Source organism: Telluria sp. AC161 (genome assembly GCF_979258535.1).
On the sequence record NZ_OZ409861.1, the window covers coordinates 4689832 to 4711292 of the forward strand.

At 63.8% G+C, this 21461-nt stretch carries 22 protein-coding genes; 11 read left to right on the top strand and 11 right to left on the bottom strand.

Going from position 1 to position 21461, the window contains the following annotated elements:
* The first annotated feature begins 121 nt into the window (after window positions 1-121).
* Window positions 122-1741: a S41 family peptidase gene (locus tag ACZ0AJ_RS20900; RefSeq protein WP_499456352.1), complete on the top strand. Its 1620-nt coding sequence runs from the start codon at window positions 122-124 to the stop codon at window positions 1739-1741.
* A gap of 128 nt (window positions 1742-1869) precedes the next feature.
* Entirely contained in the window at window positions 1870-3633 is a 1764-nt protein-coding gene (locus tag ACZ0AJ_RS20905; protein WP_499456353.1) for a M14 family metallopeptidase, read from the top strand.
* A gap of 25 nt (window positions 3634-3658) precedes the next feature.
* Here the strand turns inward: ACZ0AJ_RS20905 and pqqE are convergent, their stop codons facing one another.
* The 5 genes from pqqE to pqqA all read right to left on the bottom strand — a co-directional run bounded on the left by pqqE (window position 3659) and on the right by pqqA (window position 7052).
* Complete coding sequence (gene pqqE / locus ACZ0AJ_RS20910) at window positions 3659-4828, bottom strand: pyrroloquinoline quinone biosynthesis protein PqqE (protein WP_499456354.1); 1170 nt, start codon at window positions 4826-4828, stop codon at window positions 3659-3661.
* Window positions 4828-5097, bottom strand: coding sequence for a pyrroloquinoline quinone biosynthesis peptide chaperone PqqD (gene pqqD / locus ACZ0AJ_RS20915; RefSeq protein ID WP_499456355.1), 270 nt, complete (start codon window positions 5095-5097; stop codon window positions 4828-4830). Before pqqD ends, pqqE begins: the two co-directional genes overlap by 1 nt.
* On the bottom strand, window positions 5094-5822 hold the full coding sequence (pqqC, locus tag ACZ0AJ_RS20920; protein WP_499456356.1) for a pyrroloquinoline-quinone synthase PqqC: 729 nt from the start codon (window positions 5820-5822) through the stop codon (window positions 5094-5096). The genes pqqD and pqqC overlap by 4 nt, the downstream gene beginning before the upstream one ends.
* Entirely contained in the window at window positions 5819-6736 is a 918-nt protein-coding gene (gene pqqB / locus ACZ0AJ_RS20925; protein WP_499456824.1) for a pyrroloquinoline quinone biosynthesis protein PqqB, read from the bottom strand. Before pqqB ends, pqqC begins: the two co-directional genes overlap by 4 nt.
* Before the next feature lie 91 nt (window positions 6737-6827).
* Window positions 6828-7052 carry a pyrroloquinoline quinone precursor peptide PqqA gene (gene pqqA / locus ACZ0AJ_RS20930; RefSeq protein WP_499456357.1) on the bottom strand — a complete coding sequence of 75 codons (225 nt, stop codon included), beginning with the start codon at window positions 7050-7052 and terminating at the stop codon, window positions 6828-6830.
* Window positions 7053-7159: 107 nt separating this feature from the next.
* Between pqqA and ACZ0AJ_RS20935 the strand changes: the two genes are divergently transcribed.
* Complete coding sequence (locus ACZ0AJ_RS20935; protein ID WP_499456358.1) at window positions 7160-7288, top strand: hypothetical protein; 129 nt, start codon at window positions 7160-7162, stop codon at window positions 7286-7288.
* Window positions 7289-7378: 90 nt separating this feature from the next.
* Here the strand turns inward: ACZ0AJ_RS20935 and ACZ0AJ_RS20940 are convergent, their stop codons facing one another.
* Both ACZ0AJ_RS20940 and ACZ0AJ_RS20945 read right to left on the bottom strand, forming a co-directional pair.
* Window positions 7379-7903 (bottom strand): SixA phosphatase family protein, encoded by a 525-nt coding sequence (locus ACZ0AJ_RS20940; RefSeq protein ID WP_499456359.1) that lies wholly within the window; start codon window positions 7901-7903, stop codon window positions 7379-7381.
* A gap of 49 nt (window positions 7904-7952) precedes the next feature.
* Complete coding sequence (locus tag ACZ0AJ_RS20945) at window positions 7953-9017, bottom strand: GlxA family transcriptional regulator (protein ID WP_499456360.1); 1065 nt, start codon at window positions 9015-9017, stop codon at window positions 7953-7955.
* Between the two features lie 103 nt (window positions 9018-9120).
* Between ACZ0AJ_RS20945 and ACZ0AJ_RS20950 the strand changes: the two genes are divergently transcribed.
* A complete protein-coding gene (locus tag ACZ0AJ_RS20950) occupies window positions 9121-10227 on the top strand; it encodes an S-(hydroxymethyl)glutathione dehydrogenase/class III alcohol dehydrogenase (protein WP_499456361.1) in 1107 nt (368 codons plus the stop codon).
* 19 nt (window positions 10228-10246) lie between these two features.
* On the opposite strand, the gene ACZ0AJ_RS20955 is transcribed toward ACZ0AJ_RS20950, so the two are convergent.
* Window positions 10247-11110: a LysR family transcriptional regulator gene (locus ACZ0AJ_RS20955; protein ID WP_499456362.1), complete on the bottom strand. Its 864-nt coding sequence runs from the start codon at window positions 11108-11110 to the stop codon at window positions 10247-10249.
* Between the two features lie 122 nt (window positions 11111-11232).
* Between ACZ0AJ_RS20955 and ACZ0AJ_RS20960 the strand changes: the two genes are divergently transcribed.
* The 3 genes from ACZ0AJ_RS20960 to ACZ0AJ_RS20970 all read left to right on the top strand — a co-directional run bounded on the left by ACZ0AJ_RS20960 (window position 11233) and on the right by ACZ0AJ_RS20970 (window position 13517).
* The gene (locus ACZ0AJ_RS20960; RefSeq protein WP_499456363.1) at window positions 11233-12015 is read left to right on the top strand and encodes a DODA-type extradiol aromatic ring-opening family dioxygenase; all 783 of its coding nucleotides are present in this window, start codon (window positions 11233-11235) and stop codon (window positions 12013-12015) included.
* Window positions 12016-12050: 35 nt separating this feature from the next.
* On the top strand, window positions 12051-12479 hold the full coding sequence (locus tag ACZ0AJ_RS20965) for a DoxX family protein (protein ID WP_499456364.1): 429 nt from the start codon (window positions 12051-12053) through the stop codon (window positions 12477-12479).
* Between the two features lie 186 nt (window positions 12480-12665).
* A complete protein-coding gene (locus tag ACZ0AJ_RS20970; RefSeq protein ID WP_499456365.1) occupies window positions 12666-13517 on the top strand; it encodes a transposase in 852 nt (283 codons plus the stop codon).
* 63 nt (window positions 13518-13580) lie between these two features.
* On the opposite strand, the gene ttcA is transcribed toward ACZ0AJ_RS20970, so the two are convergent.
* Genes ttcA through ACZ0AJ_RS20985 form a run of 3 tightly spaced genes read right to left on the bottom strand, consistent with a single transcriptional unit; the run spans window position 13581 to window position 15768 of the window.
* A complete protein-coding gene (ttcA, locus tag ACZ0AJ_RS20975; RefSeq protein WP_258837095.1) occupies window positions 13581-14534 on the bottom strand; it encodes a tRNA 2-thiocytidine(32) synthetase TtcA in 954 nt (317 codons plus the stop codon).
* Window positions 14531-14929: a dihydroneopterin aldolase gene (locus ACZ0AJ_RS20980; RefSeq protein ID WP_258837096.1), complete on the bottom strand. Its 399-nt coding sequence runs from the start codon at window positions 14927-14929 to the stop codon at window positions 14531-14533. Before ACZ0AJ_RS20980 ends, ttcA begins: the two co-directional genes overlap by 4 nt.
* 2 nt (window positions 14930-14931) lie before the next feature.
* Window positions 14932-15768: an SDR family oxidoreductase gene (locus tag ACZ0AJ_RS20985; protein ID WP_499456366.1), complete on the bottom strand. Its 837-nt coding sequence runs from the start codon at window positions 15766-15768 to the stop codon at window positions 14932-14934.
* Between the two features lie 66 nt (window positions 15769-15834).
* Here ACZ0AJ_RS20985 and ACZ0AJ_RS20990 point away from each other — a divergent pair, with 66 nt between their 5' ends.
* From ACZ0AJ_RS20990 to ACZ0AJ_RS21005, 4 genes are all read left to right on the top strand, one after another.
* Window positions 15835-16983, top strand: coding sequence for a class I SAM-dependent methyltransferase (locus ACZ0AJ_RS20990; RefSeq protein ID WP_499456367.1), 1149 nt, complete (start codon window positions 15835-15837; stop codon window positions 16981-16983).
* 133 nt (window positions 16984-17116) lie between these two features.
* A complete protein-coding gene (locus tag ACZ0AJ_RS20995; protein ID WP_499456368.1) occupies window positions 17117-18070 on the top strand; it encodes a J domain-containing protein in 954 nt (317 codons plus the stop codon).
* A gap of 146 nt (window positions 18071-18216) precedes the next feature.
* A complete protein-coding gene (locus ACZ0AJ_RS21000) occupies window positions 18217-19869 on the top strand; it encodes a response regulator (RefSeq protein ID WP_499456369.1) in 1653 nt (550 codons plus the stop codon).
* Between the two features lie 2 nt (window positions 19870-19871).
* Window positions 19872-21407: an HDOD domain-containing protein gene (locus ACZ0AJ_RS21005; RefSeq protein ID WP_499456370.1), complete on the top strand. Its 1536-nt coding sequence runs from the start codon at window positions 19872-19874 to the stop codon at window positions 21405-21407.
* Window positions 21408-21461 lie beyond the last annotated feature (54 nt).

The window sequence follows — 21461 nt, forward strand, 5'->3', positions numbered from 1 at the left end:
CGACATACGCGCCGGCGTTGTTGGATGGATGTTTGTCGGCTTGGCATGCTTCGTTGTCGCCTGGCCTCACTGTGACATTTGGTGGTGTTGTGCAGGAAAACCGCCGTCTATAATCATCCGCATGAGCCCGACATTCTCCCTCCCGCGCAAGGCAATTCCCGTCCGTCTGATGTCAAGCGCGCTGGGTGCGCTATTGGTTCTTGCCGGCTGTGGCGGCGGTGGCGGCTCGCCCGGCGTGGGCGCTCGGCCACCGGTGGCGGATACGGCGCCGGTGACGCCAGCCCCGACCCCGACCCCGACCCCGGCCACCAGTGGCGCCACGCCGGAAGACCTCAATCCCAACCTGCTTGGCGACGCCTACGGCACTTACTGGAACAAGTGCGCCGCGCCGCGCACGGGCGTTGACGCCAGCGGCAAGGCCTTCCCCGATGTGCAGGGCACGCTGCTGGACGAACTGAAATTCCTGCGCGCCTGGACCAACCAGTACTACCTCTGGTACAACGAAGTCCCGAACACCTACAAGATGGCCGATTTCAAGAGCGCGATCGACTACTTCGACGTGCTCAAGACCCCGGCCGTGACCGCCACCGGGCAAGCCAAGGACCGCTACCACTTCACCTATCCGACCGCCGAATGGGACGCGATGCAGACCCAGGGGATCGATCTTGGCTACGGCATCACGTGGTCGCGCAACGCGAGCGGCACGGCGCCGCGCACCTGGCTGATCACGGCCGTGGAGCCGGGTTCGCCGGGCGCCGCCGCGGGCCTGCTGCGCGGCGACCAGCTGACGAAAGTCGATGGCATCGACTTCATCAACACGACCGACACGGCATCGATCGCGCGCCTCAACCTGGCGCTGTTCCCTGACACCGCCGGCAGCGCGCACCGCTTCACGCTGCAGCGCGGTGGCGTGCCGTTCGAGGTGACGATGACGGGCGCCGACGTGCGCATCGCACCGGTCAAGAACGTCAAGATCATCGAGACCGCGAGCGGCAAGGTCGGCTACCTGACCTTCGACACCTTCAACGCGGTCTCCGAAAAGCAGCTGATCGACGCCTTCACCACGTTCCGCCAGGCCGGTGTGAACGACCTGGTGCTCGACATCCGCTACAACGGTGGCGGCCTGCTGTACCTGGCCAGCCAGCTGGCGTATATGGTCTCGGGGCCGGAGGCGACGAATGGCAAGGTGTTCGAGCAATCGCAGTACAACGACAAATTGCCGCGCGAAGCGCCGCTGCCGTTCCGCTCGACCGCATGGGGCTTCGCCTCGAGCAACCCGGTGCGCACCGGCACGCCGCTGCCGACGCTGGGCCTGAAACGCGTGACGGTACTGAGCACGGCCGGCACCTGCTCGGCCAGCGAATCGGTGATCAACGGCTTGCGCGGCGCCGACGTCGAAGTCATCCAGATTGGCGGCACCACCTGCGGCAAGCCATACGGTTTCACGCCGGTGCCCAACTGCGGCACGACGTATTTCTCGATCGAGTTCAAGGGCGTCAACAACAAGGGCTTCGGCGACTTTACCGATGGCTTTGCACCGACCTGCCAGGTCAGCGACGATCTGACGCGGCCCGTGGGCGACGAGAGCGAAGGCCTGCTGGCTGCCGCGCTGACCTATCGCGCCACGCAGGCGTGCCCGGTCTCGACCACGAGCCGCGCCCGCATCGTGCCGATGGAAATCGTGCGACCCCAGGTAAAAGAAATCGCGATCCGGCCGACACCCGGCGCACCGCCGCGCTGAGCAGACCGGCCGTATTGACGGGCGGCGTGGCCAATCGGCGCGCCGCCTTTTGTGTTTCCAGAACTTAACTTTGCGTCAAGAACACGTCTATAATCGTCGGCTTCCCTGTCACCTGCCGGAGCTTCTCGATGATTCGTTCTGCGTTACTGCTGGCCCTGCTGTCTGCACTCCCCCTGGCGCACGCCGCTACCCCCGACCTGACGACGATTTCGGAACGCTCCGGCTTCCAGGCCACCGGCCGCTACGATGAAACGATCGCGCTGTGCGCTGCCTTTGCGCAGGCGTATCCAAAGCAGGTCCAGTGCATCGACTTCGGCATCACGCCGGAAGGCCGCCCGATGAAGGCGCTGGTGGCCAACAACAACGGCGTGTTCACGCCCGCGGCTGCCAAAAAGGCGGGCTTGCCCGTCACGCTGATCCAGGGCGGCATCCACGCCGGCGAGATCGACGGCAAGGACGCGGGGTTCCTGGCGCTGCGCGAGATCCTTGAAGGCCGCGCGGGCAAGGGCGCGCTGGACAAGCAGGTACTGCTGTTCGTGCCAGTGTTTAACGTCGACGGACACGAGCGCTTTGGCAAATGGAACCGCCCGAACCAGCGCGGCCCGGTGGAAATGGGCTGGCGCACCACCGCCCAGAACCTGAACCTGAACCGCGACTACCTGAAGGCCGACGCGCCGGAAATGCAGGCGATGCTGGGCCTGGTAAATGCCTGGGATCCGCTGACCTATGTCGACCTGCACGCGACCAACGGCGCCAAGTTCCAGCACGATATCTCGATCCAGGTCGAGCCGGTGTATTCGGGCGACCCCGAATTTCGCAAGGCTGGCCTGGCGCTGCGCACCAATGTCATCAAGGACATCGCGAAAGAGGGCTCGACGCCGCAGTCGTACTACATGTCGTTCGTGAAGCAGGACGACCCGATGTCGGGCTTCGAGGACAGCGTGTCGGATCCGCGTTTTTCGACCGGCTACTTCCAGCTGCGTAACCGCATGGCGATGCTGGTGGAAACGCACTCGTGGAAAGAGTACCCGGTGCGCGTGCGCATCACCCGCAACACCGTGGTGTCGGTGCTGAACCAGGTCGCAAAGCACGGCGCGGACTGGCAAAAAGCAGCCTATGCGGCCGACGCGCGCGCCGCAAAACTGGGCAACAAAAAGCTGGCGCTGAACTACCGCACCACCGACAAGACCGAGATGGTCAACTTCAACGGCTACGAATACACGCGCAAGCCATCGGAAATCTCGGGCGGCCTGATGACGCGCTACGACGAAACCAAGCCACAGGTGTGGCGCGTGCCGCTGCGCGACGAGGTCGTCGCCGATGTGGAAATTACCGCGCCGGGCGCCGGCTACATCGTGCCGGCGGCGCAAGCGGCCATCGTTGGCGAGAAGCTGCGCCAGCACGGCGTCGTGTTCCGCAAGCTGGACCAGGGCATTGCTCGCGCGAATGTCGAGACCTTCCGCGCCGACAAGGCCACGCTGGACGCCGCCTCGGTCGAAGGGCACCAGCGCCTGACGGTCACGGGCAAGTGGACGGCGGAGCCGCGCGCGGTGACGGCCGGTTCGCTGTTCGTGCCGATCGCGCAGCCAAAGGCGCGGCTGGTGGTGGCGATGTTCGAACCGCAGGCGCCCGATTCGCTGCTGGCCTGGGGCACGTTCAACACGGCCTTCGAGCGCAAGGAATACATGGAAGACTACGTGGCCGAAGACGTGGCGCGCGAGCAGATGGCGGCCGACCCGAAAGTGGCGGCCGAATTTGCCCAGCGCCTGGCATCGGACCCGGCGTTTGCCAAGGATTCGCAGGCGCGCCTGGCGTTCTTCGCCAAGCGGCATTCATCGTATGACGAGCGGTTGAATCTGTATCCGGTGCTGCGTACGGATACGGCGCTGTAACCTGGTCCCTGCGGACCGGCACGCCTTACGTGTCGGTCTGCAGGAGATTGCGTGAATTCGCGTTCGTGCGAAACACGATCGGCTGCTCGATCACGTGGGCGTTGTCCAGCCCGGCCGGGCGCTGGCTGGCAAAGCGGATCACCTTGTCGACTTCGCCGCGCTTGGGCGACTTGCTGCAGACGGGGTCGGTCGCTGCCGCGTCACCGGCGAGCATGAATGCCTGGCAGCGGCAGCCACCGAGATCGCGCCCTTTTTCGTCGCAGCTGCGGCATGGCTCCTGCATCCAGTCATTGCCACGGTACGCGTTGAACGCGGTGCTGGTGCGCCAGATGTCGGCCAGGCCCACGTCGCGCACGTTCGGCAAATTCAAGCCCGGCAGGTCGCGCGCATTGTGGCAGGGCAGCGCCACGCCGTCCGGCGCCACACCAAGAAACACCGCGCCCCAGCCATTCATGCAGGCCTTGGGGCGGTCCTCGAAGTAATCGGGCACCACGAACAGCAGCTTGCAGGCGTCGCCAATCCGTTCGCGGTATTGCGCCACCACGCGTTCGGCGTCGCGCACCTGCTCGAGCGTCGGCATCAGCTGGTTGCGGTTCTTCATGGCCCAGCCGTAGTACTGGGTGTTGGCCAGCTCCAGGTATTCGGCGCCCAGCGCCAGCGCCATCTCGATGATCTTGCCGACATGCGGCAGGTTATACCGATGCAGCACGCAATTCATCACCATCGGGTAATCGTATTGCTTGATTAGCTTGGCGACTTTGAGCTTGAGATCGAAGGTTTTGGTGCTGCTCAGGAAATCGTTGAGCTCACGGGTGGAATCCTGGAACGACAACTGGATATGATCCAGCCCGGCGTTCTTGAGCGCGGCGATACGGGTTTCATTCAGGCCGACACCCGACGTGATCAGGTTGCTGTAAAAGCCCAAGCGACGCGCTTCGGCGACCAGTTCTTCGAGGTCGTCGCGCATCAGCGGTTCGCCCCCCGAAAAGCCCAGCTGCACGGCGCCCAGCGCGCGCGCTTCGCGCATGACCCGCACCCATTCGCCCGTCGTCAATTCATTGCGCACCGCATCGTAATTGAGCGGGTTATAGCAAAACGCGCAGTGCAGCGGGCATTGGTAAGTCAATTCGGCCAGCAGCCAGAACGGCGGCGACACGGTGGGCGCGCTGCTCTTGGCAATAACGGTTGGCAGCATCATTCGATCCACTTGTGCTGATGGGCGTGGGCCAGCAGGCCCTCGATATCGGTGCGCAGGCCGGTAGCCTGGAATTTGGTTTCCAGGTCGTGCACGATCTGGTCGACCGTGGTCTTGCCGTTGCAGCATTTCAGGATTTCGCCGGCGCTGCCATTCAGTTTGACCATGCCTTCCGGGTACAGCAGCACGTAGGCCTGCTGGGCGTCTTCCCATTGCAGGCGAAAGCGCCGGTTCAGTGCCGGTGTGGCGGGGATAAGGGGATCGTTCATGTTGGATAGGCTTTTTCGATGGCGTCCAGCATGGCCCACAGGATGTCCAGTTTGAACTTGAGGATCTCGAGTGCACGCCCCTGCTGCGCCCGGGTCGTGAAATAGTCGAGCGTCACGGCCAGGCCATGGTCGACATCGCGCTGGGCCAGCGGAATGCGGCTGCGGAAATAATGCAGGCCGGCCGGTTCCACCCACGGATACTGGGTTGGCCAGCCGGCCAGGCGGTCCTTGTGGATCTGCGGCGCGAACATCTCGGTCAGCGATGAGCACACCGCTTCTTGCCACGGCGAGCGGCGCGCAAAATCGACATACGCGTCGCAGGCAAAGCGCACCGCCGGCACCACATGCTGGAGCGACCATAGTTCGGCGCGGGGAATGCCGGCGGCTTCGCCCAGCTGGGTCCAGGCTTCCATGCCACCCTGGGCATCGCCCTGGTAATCGTCGTAGCCGTCATGGTCCAGAATGCGGGCGATCCACAGGCGGCGCGTCGCGCGATCGTCGCAATTGGACAGGATCGCCGCATCCTTTTTCGGGATGATGAACTGGTAATAGAAGCGGTTGGCGATCCAGCCGCGCAGCTGTTTGGGCGAGCATTGCCCGGCATTCATGCGCAGGTTGAACGGATGATGGATATGGTAGCTCTTGCCCATCGCCCGCAACTGCTGTTCGAATTCGGCGCGCGACCAGGGCGCCAACTGGCCTTTGCTATCGGGGGAGGGCGTCATAAGGTAATGTCCATGCCGTCGAACGCGACCTCGATGCCGTGCGTGGCCAGTTCGGCACGCTCGGGCGAGTCTTCGCGCAGGATCGGATTGCTGTTGTTGATATGAATGAGGATCTTGCGGCGCGCCGGCATGCGCGCCAGCACCTCGATCATGCCGCCCGGTCCGGACTGCGGCAGATGGCCCATCATGTGGGCCGTTTTTTTCGACAGGCCGAGCGTGATCATTTCGTCGTCGCTCCAGCAGGTGCCATCGACCAGCAGCACATCGGCCTGGCGCATCGCCGCTTCCACCGCATCGGTCATCTGGCCGAGCCCTGGTGCGTAGAACACGCGCGCGCCGCTGGCGCTGTCGTGCAGCATCAGGCCGATATTGTCGCCCGGATGCGGGTCATTGCGGTGCGATGAATAAGGCGGCGCCTTGCTCGACAGCGGAACCGGCAGGAACGTCGTGTCGCGCAGTGGCGCAATCGGGAACGGCTGGCCATCGATCGCCAGCGTGTGCGGCTCGACGCCGCAATAATGGCCAAGCACGCGCGTCAAAGGCAGCGCTTGCGACAGGTCGGCCAGCACCTCGGCGGTCGCATACAGGGGCAGGGGCGTGCCGCGCTCGCGCAGCATCAGCAAGCCAGTCACGTGGTCGATCTGGGCGTCCATCAGCAGCACGGCCGCAATACCGGTGTCGCGCACGGCGCGGGCAGGTTGCAGGGCGGGTGTGGCGCGGATTTGCACCAGGATATCGGGGGATGCATTGACCAGGACCCAGTCGATGCCATCGTCGCTCACGGCGATCGAGGATTGGGTGCGGCTTACAGCCTGGATGGTGCCATTGCGGATGCCATCACAGTTCAGGCAATTACAATTCCACTGCGGAAAACCACCTCCCGCTGCCGAACCAAGAATGCGGATTTTCAACAGCGTATCCAACCTTTCACATGGTTATCGCTGATAACCGGAGTGGCAGGTACCGATGACAGAATCGTTCATCGGTACCTGCCGGAATTAAACATCAACGGTTCAGCACGTACATGGTGATTTCAAAACCCCAACGGAAATCAATTGCTTCAGGTGTTTCCCAGCGCATGGTAAGCCTCCTAGTGAATGCATGATGGTATGTTGCGAGTGATGGTCGTCGGCTACGCGACGACATCTGATTGTGACGCAATCTTGTCGATTCTGCACGACGGCGGGCGCTGCCGTGCGGGGGTATGTACGACGCAGGCAGCAAGCGCATCAGAATGGGTTGGCTGCATCACTGCTTCGCCTGAACACAGGGTTTGCCCGGGCTGGGTTATGATTTCGTCAGCTCTGTGATCACAACAACAACTTTGTGAGGTGAAGATGAAAGACGTTAAAGTAGATGTCCGGGTACGCGTTGACGTCGACGCAGCCAGTGTTGTATTGCTTCTGGCTTCTGCCGCCATGGCGCTTTTCGTCGTGAAACAGCAGAAGAAAGAAAAGCTACAGTAGCTGCATTCGCTGCGAACACCATGGGCCCCGCCAGCAAACGCTGTTGGAGCATGCCATTGCCGCCACGCACGACAATGAAGGACGCCGCTTCTACGGCGTTGCCGGCAACGACGTCAACAGCACGGTCGTCACTTTGCCATCTGCGCCATTGACCAGCTGATATACCCGGTCAAATTCGTTGTCCCCAATCTCGGTCCCTGGCGCACCGCCGAACAGCCGCACCAGTTCCGGCAGTGTATTGGAGTGCCCCACCACCAGCACCGGCCCTTGCAGCGCCTTGACCTTGGCGACCAGCGCCTCTGGCTTGCCTGCGTCGTATTGCTGCACGGGCAGGCTGAGTGACGCGGACAGTGGTTTCGCGGTCTCGAGCGTGCGGACGGTGGCGCTGCTGAAGATGGCCTGGATGCCGGCGCGGTGCAGCATGGTTGCGATATTCTGCGCCCGTTGCCGGCCTTGCGGCGTGAGCGACGGGTCGTTGCCGTCGGCGGCTTTTTCGCCGTGGCGCACGAGGTAGATCATGTCGGGTTCAGCCATGGCAGCGCAGGGCGCGAGCAGGGCAGCGGCCAGTGCCATTTGTCCCAACAGTTGCAAGGGTCGTGTCAGGGAAAATTGCATCGCAGTCTTTCAGCGTGGATGTGGTTAAAAACAGCGTAGCACGGGGCGGTCAGTTGTCGTGCGCGTTGGCGGCGCGATCGGCCGCGACACCCGTGGTGGCGAAGCGTTCGCGATACACTTTCGGCGCAATCCCCAGCTTTTTCAGGAACACCCGTCGCATCTGCGCCTCGTCGCTGAAGCACGCACGTGCCGCGACCGTCTTCAGCGGCAGCGCTACATCGGCCAGCAATTGGGTAGCGCGCTCGAAGCGGCAGGTTTCGATGAATTCCTGCGTGCTCATGCCCACCTCTTGCTGGAACACGCGGGCAATATGGCGCTCGCTCATCATCGCTTTCTGCGCCAGCTGGGCGACCGACAGGCGCTCGTGCAGATTCTCCAGAATCCAGGCCTGCAGCTCACGGATCGTCGGTTTCGCCGTGCGCTCGCTGAGCAGGTGGGCGCTGAACTGCGACTGGCCGCCCGGGCGCTTCAGATACACGACCATCTCGGTGGCCACGTCCAGCGCCAGTGCGCGCCCGAAGTCCTGTTCCACCAGCGCGAGGGCCAGGTCCATGCCCGCCGTGACGCCGGCCGAGGTCCAGACATTGCCGGAGCGGATGAAGATGGCGTCGGCATCGATGTCGATGGCCGGAAAATCGGCGTGCAGGCGATCGGCCACGCCCCAGTGCGTGGTGGCGCGTTTGCCGTCGAGCACGCCAGCGGCGGCCAGGAAGAAGGCGCCCGAGCACAGGGCGCTCAGGCGTTCGAGGCGCGGGGCGGCGTCGCGGATCCAGTCGATCAGGGCAGCGCCTTCGACCAGCGCAGCCTGGATATGGCGCGCACCGACCACCATCGCGGTGTGGGGCAGGGCCAGCGTGTTGACCACCTTCGTGGCCTCGAGCGACATCAGGGTGTCCGAGCGGATCGGCCCGGTCTTGAAGGACGCCACGCGCACATCGTAGCCGGCCGCCTTGCCTTGGCGCGCCAGGTGCAGGTTGGCGTACTCGAACACCGACATGGGGCCGATCGCTTCCATCGCCTTGAAGCCGGGGTAGACGACGATGTCGACGGTGATGGTGTCCAGAGGTGGCGCAGAAGGCATCGGCAGGGCGGTCAGTGGCGAAGATCCGGTCATTATTGCACCAAATCCTGCCATTTCTGCCCAGGCGGCGCCGGTGGCCAGGCCCGCGCCTGCAGAATGGCGGCATTCCATTTTTATTCAGCCAGAGACCATCACCATGAAAACCAAAGCAGCCATTGCCTGGCGCGCCGGCGCGCCATTGACCATCGAAGAAGTCGACCTGGAAGGCCCGCGCGAGGGCGAAGTACTGATTGAACTAAAAGCGACCGGCATCTGTCATACCGATTACTACACGCTGTCCGGCGCCGATCCGGAAGGCCTGTTCCCGGCAATCCTGGGTCATGAAGGCGCGGGCATCGTGGTCGACGTGGGCTCTGGCGTGACGACTTTAAAAAAGGATGACCACGTTATCCCGCTCTACACGCCGGAATGCCGCCAGTGCAAATTCTGCCTGTCGCAAAAGACCAATCTTTGCCAGGCGATCCGCAGTACGCAGGGCCGCGGCCTGATGCCGGACGCGACCAGCCGCTTTTCGCTCGATGGCAAGCCGCTGTTTCACTACATGGGCACGTCGACCTTCTCGAACTACATCGTGGTGCCGGAAATCGCGCTGGCGAAAATCCGTGAAGATGCCCCGTTCGACAAGGTCTGCTACATCGGTTGCGGCGTGACGACCGGCGTGGGCGCGGTGCTGTTTTCGGCCAAGGTCGAAGCGGGCGCCAACGTGGTCGTGTTCGGCCTGGGCGGCATCGGCCTGAACGTCATTCAGGCAGCAAAAATGGTGGGCGCCGACAAGATCATCGGTGTCGACATCAACCCGGCGCGCCAGGCCATGGCGCGCAAGTTCGGCATGACCCATTTCGTCAATCCAAAAGAAGTCGAGAATGTCGTCGACGCGATCGTGCAGATCACCGATGGCGGCGCCGACTACAGTTTCGAGTGCGTTGGCAACGTCAACACGATGCGCCAGGCGCTGGAATGCACGCACAAGGGCTGGGGCAAATCGTTCATCATCGGCGTGGCAGCCGCTGGCGAAGAAATCGCCACCCGCCCATTCCAGCTGGTGACGGGCCGCGAGTGGCGCGGTTCGGCCTTTGGGGGTGCGCGTGGCCGCACCGATGTGCCGAAGATCGTCGACTGGTATATGGAAGGCAAACTCAATATCGATGACCTGATCACGCACCGCCTCCCGCTCGAGCGCATCAATGAAGGGTTCGATCTGATGAAGAGCGGCGAATCGATCCGCTCGGTGGTGCTGTATTAATGGCGTCGGCCGGGCCGGCTCATGCCAGCGCGGCCACGACGAAGTCGACGAAGGTGCGCACCTTGGCCGACAAATGCTTGCGGCTCGGATAGAGCGCATGAATGCCCAGCTCGGCTGACTCCCAGCCGGGCAGCACCTGCACGAGCCGCCCGGCAGCCAGATCCTCGCCCACGATAAAGTGCGGCTGGAACACGATGCCGGCACCGGCCAGCGCCGCCAGGCGGATCATGTCGCCGTTGTCGGCCCGGATGGGGCCATTCACCGGCACGGTGAGATGTTCGCCTGCGGATTCCAGGCGCCAGTCGGTGCCACCCCCGCTCAATGAGTAGCTCAGGCACGTATGCCGGCTCAGGTCGTGCGGCGTCTGCGGCGTGCCGTGTGTGGCCAGGTAGCCGGGCGAGGCGCACACGATGCTGCGCGCGACGCCCAGCTTGCGCGCGATCAGATCCGACTGGGGTAGGGCACCGATCCGGATCGCCACATCGAAGCCTTCTTCGACCAGGTCGACCTTGCGGTCGGACAGCGCAATATCGAGCTGTACCTGCGGGTAGGCCTGGGTGTACGCACCGATGATGCTGCCCAGGCGATGCTGGGCGTAGGACAGCGGAATCGTCACGCGCAGCACGCCGCGCGGCAGCGTCGTCATCTGGCCAGCAATCTGCTCGGCCTCGTTCACATCCCCCAGGATCTGCACGCTGCGCTCGTGGAAGGCGCGGCCGGTTTCTGTCAGGCTCAGGCGCCGGGTGGTGCGGTTCAATAGCCGCGTGCCCAGATGTTCCTCGAGCTTTTGTACTTGCTTGGACACCATGGCGCGTGACACGTCCAGCTTGGTCGCCGCAGCGGCGAAGCTGCCACTGTCGACCACGGCAACATAGGTTTTCATCGAGCCTAGCAAATCCATTGGGCGGGATTGTCAATCAAAAGGAAACAGTCTAACCACGTTCCCCTGCTTTATCAACGACAGGGACGTAGGTACCATGCACGCATCACTTAACGAGGTGCACCATGAATTTGCCCACGATCTTTGTCTCACACGGCTCGCCGATGCTTGCGCTGCAGGACAGCCCGGCACGCCGCTTCCTGCAGGGCCTGGGCCAGACATTGCCACGGCCGAACGCAATTGCGGTTGTGTCGGCGCATTGGGAAACCGCTGGCGGCCCGGCCGTCTCGCTGGCCACCCAGCCGGAAACGATCCACGACTTTGGCGGCTTCCCGCAAGCGCTGTTCGACATGCGCTATCCGGCGCCGGGGGCACCTGCCGCTGCTGAACGCGCCGCAGCGCTGTTCGAGGCGGCCGGCATCCCCGTCGGGCGCAGCGCGACACGGGGCCTGGACCATGGCGCGTGGGTTCCGCTCAGCCTGATGTATCCGGCAGCCGATGTGCCCGTGATGCAGATCTCGATCGTCCATGGCGCCGATCCCGCGCGCCATGAGCAACTGGGCCTGGCGTTGCAGGCCTTGCGCCAGGAGGGCGTGCTGGTCATCGGTTCGGGATCGTTGACGCACAACCTGTATGAAATCCGCGGACACAGCGCCGATGCGCCGCCGCCAGCCTGGGTCAGCGACTTCGGCGCCTGGATGCGCGAGCGGCTGATGGCGAATGACCGCGCCGCCCTGCTGGACTACCGCCAGCTGGCGCCGATGGCTGCAAAAAATCATCCGACCGAAGAACATCTGCTGCCGCTGTTCGTGGCGATGGGCGCGGCCGGGCTGGACGCCAGGGCGTCCGTGCTGCACACGAGTGTCGAACATGGCGTACTGGCCATGGATGCCTACGCGTTCAATTAATCATTTACCTTGTTTTCATTTACGAAAGAACGATCATGCACACCACGACCACACAACTGAATACCAACAACAACGACGCCGGCAAACTGATGCTGCGCGTCGCCCTGGCCGCGATGCTGCTGTTCCACGGCGTTGCCAAACTGAGCGGCGGCATCGGCTTCGTGGCCGACATGCTGGCCAAAGCCGGCTTGCCTGCCGTGTTTGGCTACGGCGTATACATCGGCGAAGTCGTCGCACCGCTGCTCATTTTGTTTGGCCTGTTCACGCGTCCTGCCGCGCTGATCGTGGCCATCAACATGATCGTCGCCGTGCTGCTGGCGCACACGAGCCAGTTCTTCACGCTCAACGAGACTGGCGGCTGGGCACTGGAATTGCAGGGGATGTTCTTCTTTGCTGCAGTGGCAGTCGCGCTGCTGGGTGCGGGGCGTTACAGCATCGGTGGTGTCAATGGGCGCCTGAACTGAATCAAGCTGCTTCCAAAGCCGGGGTCAGGTCTGACATTTGGACACGAGCTCGGCTTTAGTCGAAACAAAGCTGGGGTCAGGTCTGACATTTGGACACGAGCTCGGCCTTCGTCGATGTCGTCCCTGGCCTTCTTGGATGCTGAGCAATCTCAGCGCCGGCCATCCCGCATCCGGTAGCGTGGCCGAATGACACGACCACTCAGACTCGACTTTCCCGGCGCGCTGTACCACGTGACGTCGCGCGGTAACCGGCGTAACACGATCTATCGCGATGAAGCCGATCGCCGGATTTGGTTGGAGGTTCTTGCGAAGGTGTGTGAACGCCACCACTGCGTCATCCATAGCTTTTGCCAGATGACCAATCACTACCATCTGCTGATCGAAACGGTCGAAGCAAATCTTGCGCAATGCATGCGTCAGCTTAACGGCGTGTATTCGCAGCATGTCAATCGACGACATGATCTCGTCGGGCACTTGTTTCAAGGGCGCTACAAAGCGATCCTGGTGCAGAAGGAAAGTTATCTTCTGGAAGTGTCTCGATACATCGTGTTGAATCCACTGCGTGCACATGTTGTCGACGCGCTGGATCAATGGCGATGGAGCAGTCATCGCTATTTTATCGGGGATGAAACGCCGCCTGAATGGCTGGCGCGCGACCGGCTCCTGGAGCGCTTTGGTGACACACGCACCAGCGCCATTGAGGCATATCAGGCGTTTGTACTGGCGGGTGTCGGACAAGCAAATCCGCTGGACGCCACCCGCCATCAAATCCTTCTAGGGGATGAAGTTTTCGTATCGGCGCACCAGCAGATGCAGCGATCAGAAGCGCTCATGGAAACCAAGCGGGCGACGCGGCGCGCAGTAGCGCTTCCCCTGGCTGACTACCAGGCCAGGTATTCTGCCAGGGATGAGGCGATGGCGCGCGCCTACCGATCGACTGCCTATACCATGCCGCAGATTGCGATCGCCTTTGGCGTCTCGACCAAAACAGTCAGCCGGGCGGTTGCTGCTTTCGAGAAAGCGAAACCGCATGCTTAGTGCTGAGGCCGTGTCCAAATGTCAGACCTGACCCCGGCTTTGACCTGACCCCGGCTTTGACAATCACAGCTGCGTCAACGAAATCGTCCCCGCCACCGGCGTCGAACACGGCTCTTCATCAAACGCGATATCCCCCAGCGGATTGGCCACGCCATCCGTTTTCAAATCCGCGAAGCCGAACAGGTTACGGTCCATCAGATGCGACGGCACCACGGTCGACAGTGACGAGAAAATGCTCTCCACGCGCCCCGGATGTTTTTTCTCCCACTCGCGCAGCATGTTCTTGATCTGCTTGCGCTGCAGGTTCTCTTGCGAGCCACACAGGTCGCACGGGATGATCGGGAAGCCTTTGACCTCAGCATAACGCTCGGTATCAGCCTCTTTCACATACGCCATCGGGCGGATCACCATGTGCTTGCCATCGTCCGACACCAGCTTGGCCGGCATGCCTTTTAGTTTCCCGCCGAAGAACATGTTCAGGAAGAAGGTTTCGAGGATGTCGTCGCGGTGGTGGCCCAGCGCGATCTTGTTGCAGCCCAGCTCATCGGCAACGCGGTACAGGATGCCACGGCGCAGGCGCGAGCACAGCGAGCAGGTGGTCTTGCCTTCCGGGATCAGGCGCTTGACGATGCTGTAGGTGTCCTGGTTTTCGATGTGGTAGTCCACGCCGAGCTTGTCCAGGTAGGCCGGCAGGATGTCGGCCGGGAAGTTCGGCTGCTTCTGGTCGAGGTTGACTGCGACGATGTCGAAGTGGATCGGTGCGCGCTCGCGCAGCGTCAGGAGGATGTCCAGCAGTGCGTAACTGTCCTTGCCGCCCGACAGGCACACCATCACCTTGTCGCCGTCTTCGATCATGTTGAAGTCGCCGATGGCCTGGCCGACCTGGCGGCACAGGCGCTTGTGCAGCTTGTGGTTTTCGTGGGCGATCTTTTCCTGCTTCTTGGCGTCGATCACGGGGGCGGCCTCGCCCAGCGGGAAGTCCGCCTCGGTCAGGCGCTCGATAACGGTTTCGTTCATGCTTCGTCCTTGATACGGAATACTTCGACACCGACGCCTTCGCAATCGGCATACACGTCGGGTTTCATCGTCGACACGCCCGCCGCGCGCACGCGCGGATGGGCCAGCATGGCCTCGACCATGTCGTCGCACAGGGTTTCTTGCAGGTGGATATGGCCCTTGGAAATGCGCTGGGCCACCGTCTCGCGCATGAAGTCGTAGTCGACGACTTCAGCCAATTGGTCGGCCTTGGGCGTCGACATCTCGAGCGGAATGTACAGCTCAACATTGATCAGCACACGTTGCTCGCCCTTCTTTTCGAAATCGTGCACGCCGATATTGATCATCACTTCGTAATTGCGCAGGAACAGCCGGCGACAATTGCGCAAGCTCGGGTGGGACAGGGCGGACAACATGGTTAAGCCTTTTGGATAGATGATTCGGTGCTGCGGTTGTTGGGGTCGTCGCTGCGTGGTTCGGTCAGGAACATGACGTCGCGCGTCGATGGCGTCAGGTGCTGGCCGCCATCGACCAGCAGGGTCGTGCCGGTTAACGCGCGGGCGCCGGCGGCATACACGACCGCGTCGGCAATGTCTTGCGGCGTCGAGGAGCGCCCCAGCGGCGTGGCGCGGTGCGCCTGCGTGAAACCTTCTTCGCTCTGCTCGCCCGAGACCAGCGTGATGCCGGGCGCCACGCCCACCACGCGCACGGTCGGCGCCAGCGCCTGCGCCAGCATCGTGGTGGCCGCGTGCAGCGCAGCCTTCGACAAGGTGTATGACAGAAAATCCGGGTTGAGATTGTACAGTTTCTGGTCGAGCAGGTTGATGACCACGGCTTGCTCGCCCTGCGGCGTGGCCGCATGCAGCGCCTGCGCCAGCAGCACTGGCGCTGTGACATTCGCGGCCATATGCGCGTTCAACAGCGCCGGCGAAAAGTCGGTGGCGCTGTCGTATTCGAACAACGACGCGTTGTTCACGATGCACGTCAATGTGCCGAGCGCATCGATGGCGCGACCCGTCAGCAGTCGAACGGCCGCATCGTCGGCCAGGTCGCACTGTAGCAGCATGGCGCGCCGGCCCAGCGCCAGGATGGCGTCGCGCGTGGCGATCGCATCCTGTTCGGAATGGCGGTAGTGCAGCGCGAGATCCCAGCCGGCCCGGGCCAGGCCCAGCGCAATGGCGCGTCCGAGGCGGCGCCCGGCGCCGGTCACCAGCGCAACCCGGGGCAGGGCGGTTGGAACTGTGTCGGTCATCATGGGTGATCAAGCCTGAACGTCAGGCAGTAAATTGTTGATAAAAGCGAATCTGGCTACAATGCCGGCATGTCCCTGCCCACCCCCGACCACGACGCCCTGGCTGCGTCTCACGCCCTGCAACAGCGCATCGCTGACGAGATCGAACAATCCGGTGGGCAGATCGCGTTTTCGCGGTTCATGGAACTGGCGCTGTACGCGCCGCGCCTCGGGTATTACAGCGGCGGCGCCGCCAAGCTCGGCGCCGAGGGCGATTTCATCACCGCGCCCGAGATGACGCCGCTGTTCGGGGCAACGGTGGCGCGCGTGGCAGCCGCTATTATCGCCCAAAGCGCGCCCGACATCATCGAGTTCGGCGCTGGCACCGGCCGCCTGGCGCGCGACGTGCTCGCTGCGCTGGCGCGCCAGGGCGTCGTCGTCAACTCGTACACGATCATCGAATTGTCCGGCGAGCTGCGCGCGCGCCAGCAGGCCAACCTGGCCGATCTGCCGCAAGTACGCTGGCAGGACGCCATGCCAGAGCACTTCAGCGGTGTGGTGCTGGCCAATGAAGTGCTGGATGCAATGCCGGTCGAGCTGGTGATCCGCACTAGCGCTGGCTGGCGCCGCCAGATGGTCACGATCGAGGACGGTGCATTCGCGTTTGTCCAGGCGCCGCTTGATGCCGCGCTACACGAGCAACTGGTGCGCCAGGTGCTAGACCACGAACAGATGATCGAAGGCTATGTCACCGAGCTGCACCCGGTCGGCGCCGGCTTCATGGGCTCGCTGGCGGCGATGTTCGCGGGCGGCCGTGGCGCGGCAATCCTGTTCGACTATGGCTTTCCAGCCCACGAGTACTACCTCGACCAGCGCATCGGCGGCACCCTGATGTGCCACTACCGCCACCACGCGCATCCCGATCCGTTCTATCTGCCGGGCCTGCAGGACATCACCGCCCACGTCGATTTCACGGCGATGGCGCTGGCGGCCCAGGATGCCGGCCTGCCGGTGTTGGCCTACATGAGCCAGGCCGCGTTCCTGATCGGTGCCGGGATTGGTGAACTGTTGCTTGAAAACAACCCTGAGGATGCGCTGCGCTTCCTGCCGCAGTCGCGCGCTGTGCAAAAGCTCGTCTCACCAGCGGAAATGGGCGAATTATTCAAGGTGCTGGTGGTCGGGCAGGCTGTAACATTGCCCGATGCACTCGTCCAGGCTGACCGCAGTCATCGCCTGTGATAATTGTGATATCTTGCACAACGGACACAATTGCGTCTAAGCTGTACGACATTCCAGCGCCATGGTCCGGCCATCCGCCTCGGCCGAGGACGTAGCATCAATGGCAGGCATCAGCGGGCAGATTTGACACACCATGGCCAAGATTCACACACACTATGACAACCTGAAGGTGTCGCGTCACGCGCCCCAGGAAGTCATTCGTGCTTCGTACAAGGCGCTGAGCCAGAAATACCATCCCGACAAGAACCCGGGCGACGAAAAGGCCGCCCGCATCATGGCGGTCGTCAATTCCGCCTACAACGTCCTGGCCGATCCGGTGCGCCGCAAGGAGCACGATGAGTGGATCGCGTCCGAAGAATGGGAAGTCGAGTGGCTGGAAAGCTCGAACGCCAAGGATGGCCAGCTGCGCAAGGGCGGTGACGCGGGCGACGCCTCATCACCCCACAAGCCGCGCCGCGCGCGCCTGATGCGCGATCCGCGCTGGTGGCTGGGCCTGGTTGCCTGTTTCGTGGCCGGCGCCGCCACTGCCGTCCTGCTCTTCCAGCAACCGGGCATGATGCCCGACGCGCTGGCCTGGGGCGGTGTGCAAAAGCCCGTGAGCGTGCTGGCCAGCACGCCGCCGGCCGCAGCGACGCCTGCACCTGCACCTGCACCTGCACCTGCAGCCGCCGAGCCCGCGCCCGCGCCGGACTCCTGGGCCGGCCGCGGTACGCCTGCGATTCGCACGCTCGGCATCGCCCAGCTGGTAGTGCCCGACCGGGTGCCCGATTGCAGCACCGACCTGCAAACCCTGACGGCGCCAGGCGGCGAGCCGTGGCCGGCCGAGTCGGCCTATCTGCCGGGCTACCCGGTGGGCAATGAGGGCACAGGGATGCAGGTGACGATCGACAATAGCGCGAACGCATCGCCGGTGTTCGTCAAGCTGTACGACCTGGAGCGCCGCGCGAACGTGCGCCACGCCTTCGTGCAGCCGCGTGCCACCTTCACGCTCGACAGACTGACGCCCGGCAAGTACGAGGTGCATTACCAGAACGTCGTCGTCGGCGCCGGCAAGGGTGAGTGCGACAGCCGCCAGCCCGCTCCGTAAGTTGTCGTTTTTTATGCGCCGTGCCTGCTTGCGGCACTGCGCATCATGCCAATTTCATTTAATTCGTTCTGCGCCGTAATATACTGGGTCGATACTGCGCGCCCATGCAGCCGCCCCACGCCCAACGCAGGCCAATACGGACCACAATGAACGAACTGGAAGGCCTGACGGCCCTGATCATCGAGCCCCACGCAGGGATGCGCGCCAGCATCCACAGCATGCTCACGCTGTGCGGCCTGACCCGGATCGAGCACGCCAGCACGTCCAACCAGGCGATCAAGCACCTGGGCCTGCGCCAGTTCGACCTCATCCTGTGCGAATACGACCTCGAAGGCGGCCAGGATGGCCAGCAGTTACTCGAAGACCTGCGCCACCACAAGCTGATGCGCCTGGCCACGATGTTCTTCATGGTCACCGCAGAAGGCAATCACAGCAAGGTGGTTAGCGCGGCCGAGCTGGCGCCGACCGACTATGTCCTCAAGCCGTTCACCGCCGACCGCCTGCTCGAGCGCATCGCGCGCGCGCTCGACAAGCGCAATGCCTTCCTGCCCGTGTACACGCTGATGGAGGCGGGCGACCAGGTGGAGGCGCTTGCTGCCTGCATCGAGGGCCAGCGCCTGCACACGCGCTATGCCATCGACTTCTTGCGCCTGCGCGCCGAGCTGCACATGTTTCTGGGGCAGGCCGAGCTGGCCGAGCCGATTTATCGGCACCTGGTCGAGATCAAGGCGATTGCCTGGGCCCGGCTGGGGCTTGCCAAGACGCTGTTCGTGCGCAAGCGCCTGGCCGAAGCCAAAGACATTCTCGAAGAGCTGGTCGACACCAACCGCAATTTTGTCGACGCCTTCGACTGGCTGGCGCGCACCCACGCCGCGGCTGGCGAGCTCGACAAAGCGCAGGCCGTGCTGGCCGACGCGGTGGCCGTCTCGCCCCACGCGGTGCGGCGCCTGCGCACGCTGGCCGACATTGCCTTCGATGCGGGCGACATCGACACCGCTGAAAAGTCGCTGCGCCAGGTAGTGGGCAAGGCCAAGTATTCCGAGTTTCGCGATCCCGAAGACCACGTCAAGCTGGTGCGCACGCTGGTGGGCAAGGGCGATCCGGTGGGCGCGGCGGCCGTCGTGCGCGATCTCGACCGCACGATGGGCGGGCGCGCCACGACGGCGCTGTGCAGCGCGGTGGCCTCGGCCCTGGTGCACGAGTACACCGGCAACGACGTGCGCCTGGGCGAAGCATTGACCACGGCGGTGGCGGCCTGCCAGGATGCGCCGGGCGTGTCGGTCGACATCAAGCTCGAGCTCGCGCGCACGTGCCTTGACCACGACATGGAAGAGGGCGCCTGCTCGGTCGTGCGCGACGTGATGCGCAATGCCGGCGACGAGGCCGTGATGGCGCGCGCGGTGGGCGTCATGGAAAGCGCAGGCAAGGGCGAGCTGGCCCGCTCGATGGTCAAGGAAAGCCGCCAGCACGTGGTCGACCTGGTCGCCAGCGGCGCCGCGCGCGCCAAGAGCGGCGATTACCGGGGCGCGGTCACGCTGATGTTAGAAGCGGCGCACAAGCTCCCGAACAACCCGTCGGTGGCGTTCAATGCCGCGCTGGCGGTGCTGCGCTGCCTGGAAGCAGGCGGCTGGGATGAGCGGCTCGGTGGCCAGGTTCCGACCCTGATCGGCAATGTGCGCAAGCTCGACCCGCTCAATCCCAAGCTGCCGGCGCTGGCCGCGCTGTTCCAGCAAGTGCTCAAACAGCACGACCAGGGCGTGCGCCAGGGGCTGCGCATGCCGCCGCCCAAAGCAGGCTGACGATGGCCGACCTTCCTCACGGCGCCCAGAGCCACCCTACGTCGGGCCGGGTGCGCGATGCGCTGATGCGCAAGCTGAGCGGCACCGAGCGCATGTTCAGTCTTGGCGGCACCATGACGCGCGTGATTGGCATGGGCTACAGCGTCGACGAAGGCTCGGCTGACCTCGCGTATTACGTGATGGCGGATGTGGCGCTGACCCAGCGCATCCTGCGCCTGTCGAACACGGTGGCGTATCGCACGCAGCTGGGCGCGCCTGTGACGACGATCTCGCGCGCCATTTCCCTGCTCGGCTTTGACAATGTGCGTAACGCCGCCCTGGCGATGCTCCTGGTCGACGCGCTCGACGTGGCCGAGCACGGCGTGCGGGTCGAACTCCAGGCGGCGCTGTGTGCCAGCCTGGTGGGCCAGGAAATGGCACACCGCAGCCCCCATCCGGGCGCCGAAGAAGCAGGGATCTGCGCGCTGTTCAAGAACCTGGGACCGATGCTGCTGGCCAGCCACGAGCCAGAGCGCTACCGCGAGATCGCCGCCCTGGTCGCCACCGGCAAGCACACCCACGCGCAAGCTTCGCGCCTGATCCTGGGCTGCACCTTCGAGACCTTGTCCGAGGCCGTGCTGCGCGAATGGCAATTGCCCGAGCTGATCATCGAAGCGCAGGCCTCGCCCGCACCCGGCACACTCGCGGTCGCGCCAGAGCGCGCCGAGTGGATGCGCCAGGTGGCCGCGTTCAGCCAGGACGTGGCGCGCCTGATGGGCCATCACCACGATCCGGCCAATGCGCCCGACGCCGGGGCGCTGCTGGCGCGCTACGGCGTGGCGCTCGGGCTCGACATGCCCGGGCTGGCAGCGCTGTTCGACACCGTCCAGCAAAGCATGAACGGCATGCTGCAGAGCATGAACATGGAGCGCGCCCCCAAGACCGACCCGAAGGCCGGCAGCAGCCTGCCGAACGTGCTGGCGCTCGCAATGCTGGACGCGGGTGAAGCCGATGAAGGCGAGTACTACCCCAGTGGCAAGCCGAAGAATGCGCGCGACCTGTTGCTGGCCGGTGTGCAGGATGTCTCGGTGCTGGGAGGCTCTGCCACGAGCGCCAATGACGTCATCATGGCGGTGCTCGAAACGCTGTACGGCGCGCTGGGCTTTCGCTTCGCCACCATCTGCCTGCGCGACGGCCGGACCGGCACCTTCCGGGCGCGCGCCTCGCTGGGGGAGAACAAGGCCGAGCTGCAGGCCGGCTTCACGTTCCCGTGCGCATTCACACGCGACCTGTTCCACCTGGCGCTGGAAAACAATGCCGACATGATGATCCCGGACGCTTTCAGCCCCAAGATCCGCGATCTGCTGCCGGCCTGGTACAAGACGCTGCTACCCGACGCCGAGAGTTTCATCGTGCTGCCGCTGGTGGTAGGCAAGGCGCAGCTGGGGCTGTTCTACGCCGACCGCATCTTCACGGCGCCCGAAGGCGTGCCGCCGGACGAGACGGCGCTGATCAAGGCGCTCAAGGCGCAGGTGCTGGCCGCACTGGCGCCGGCTTGACGAACAAACCAAGTTTTTTTCACGCCGCGCAAAATGACCCTTGCGGCTTTAGAG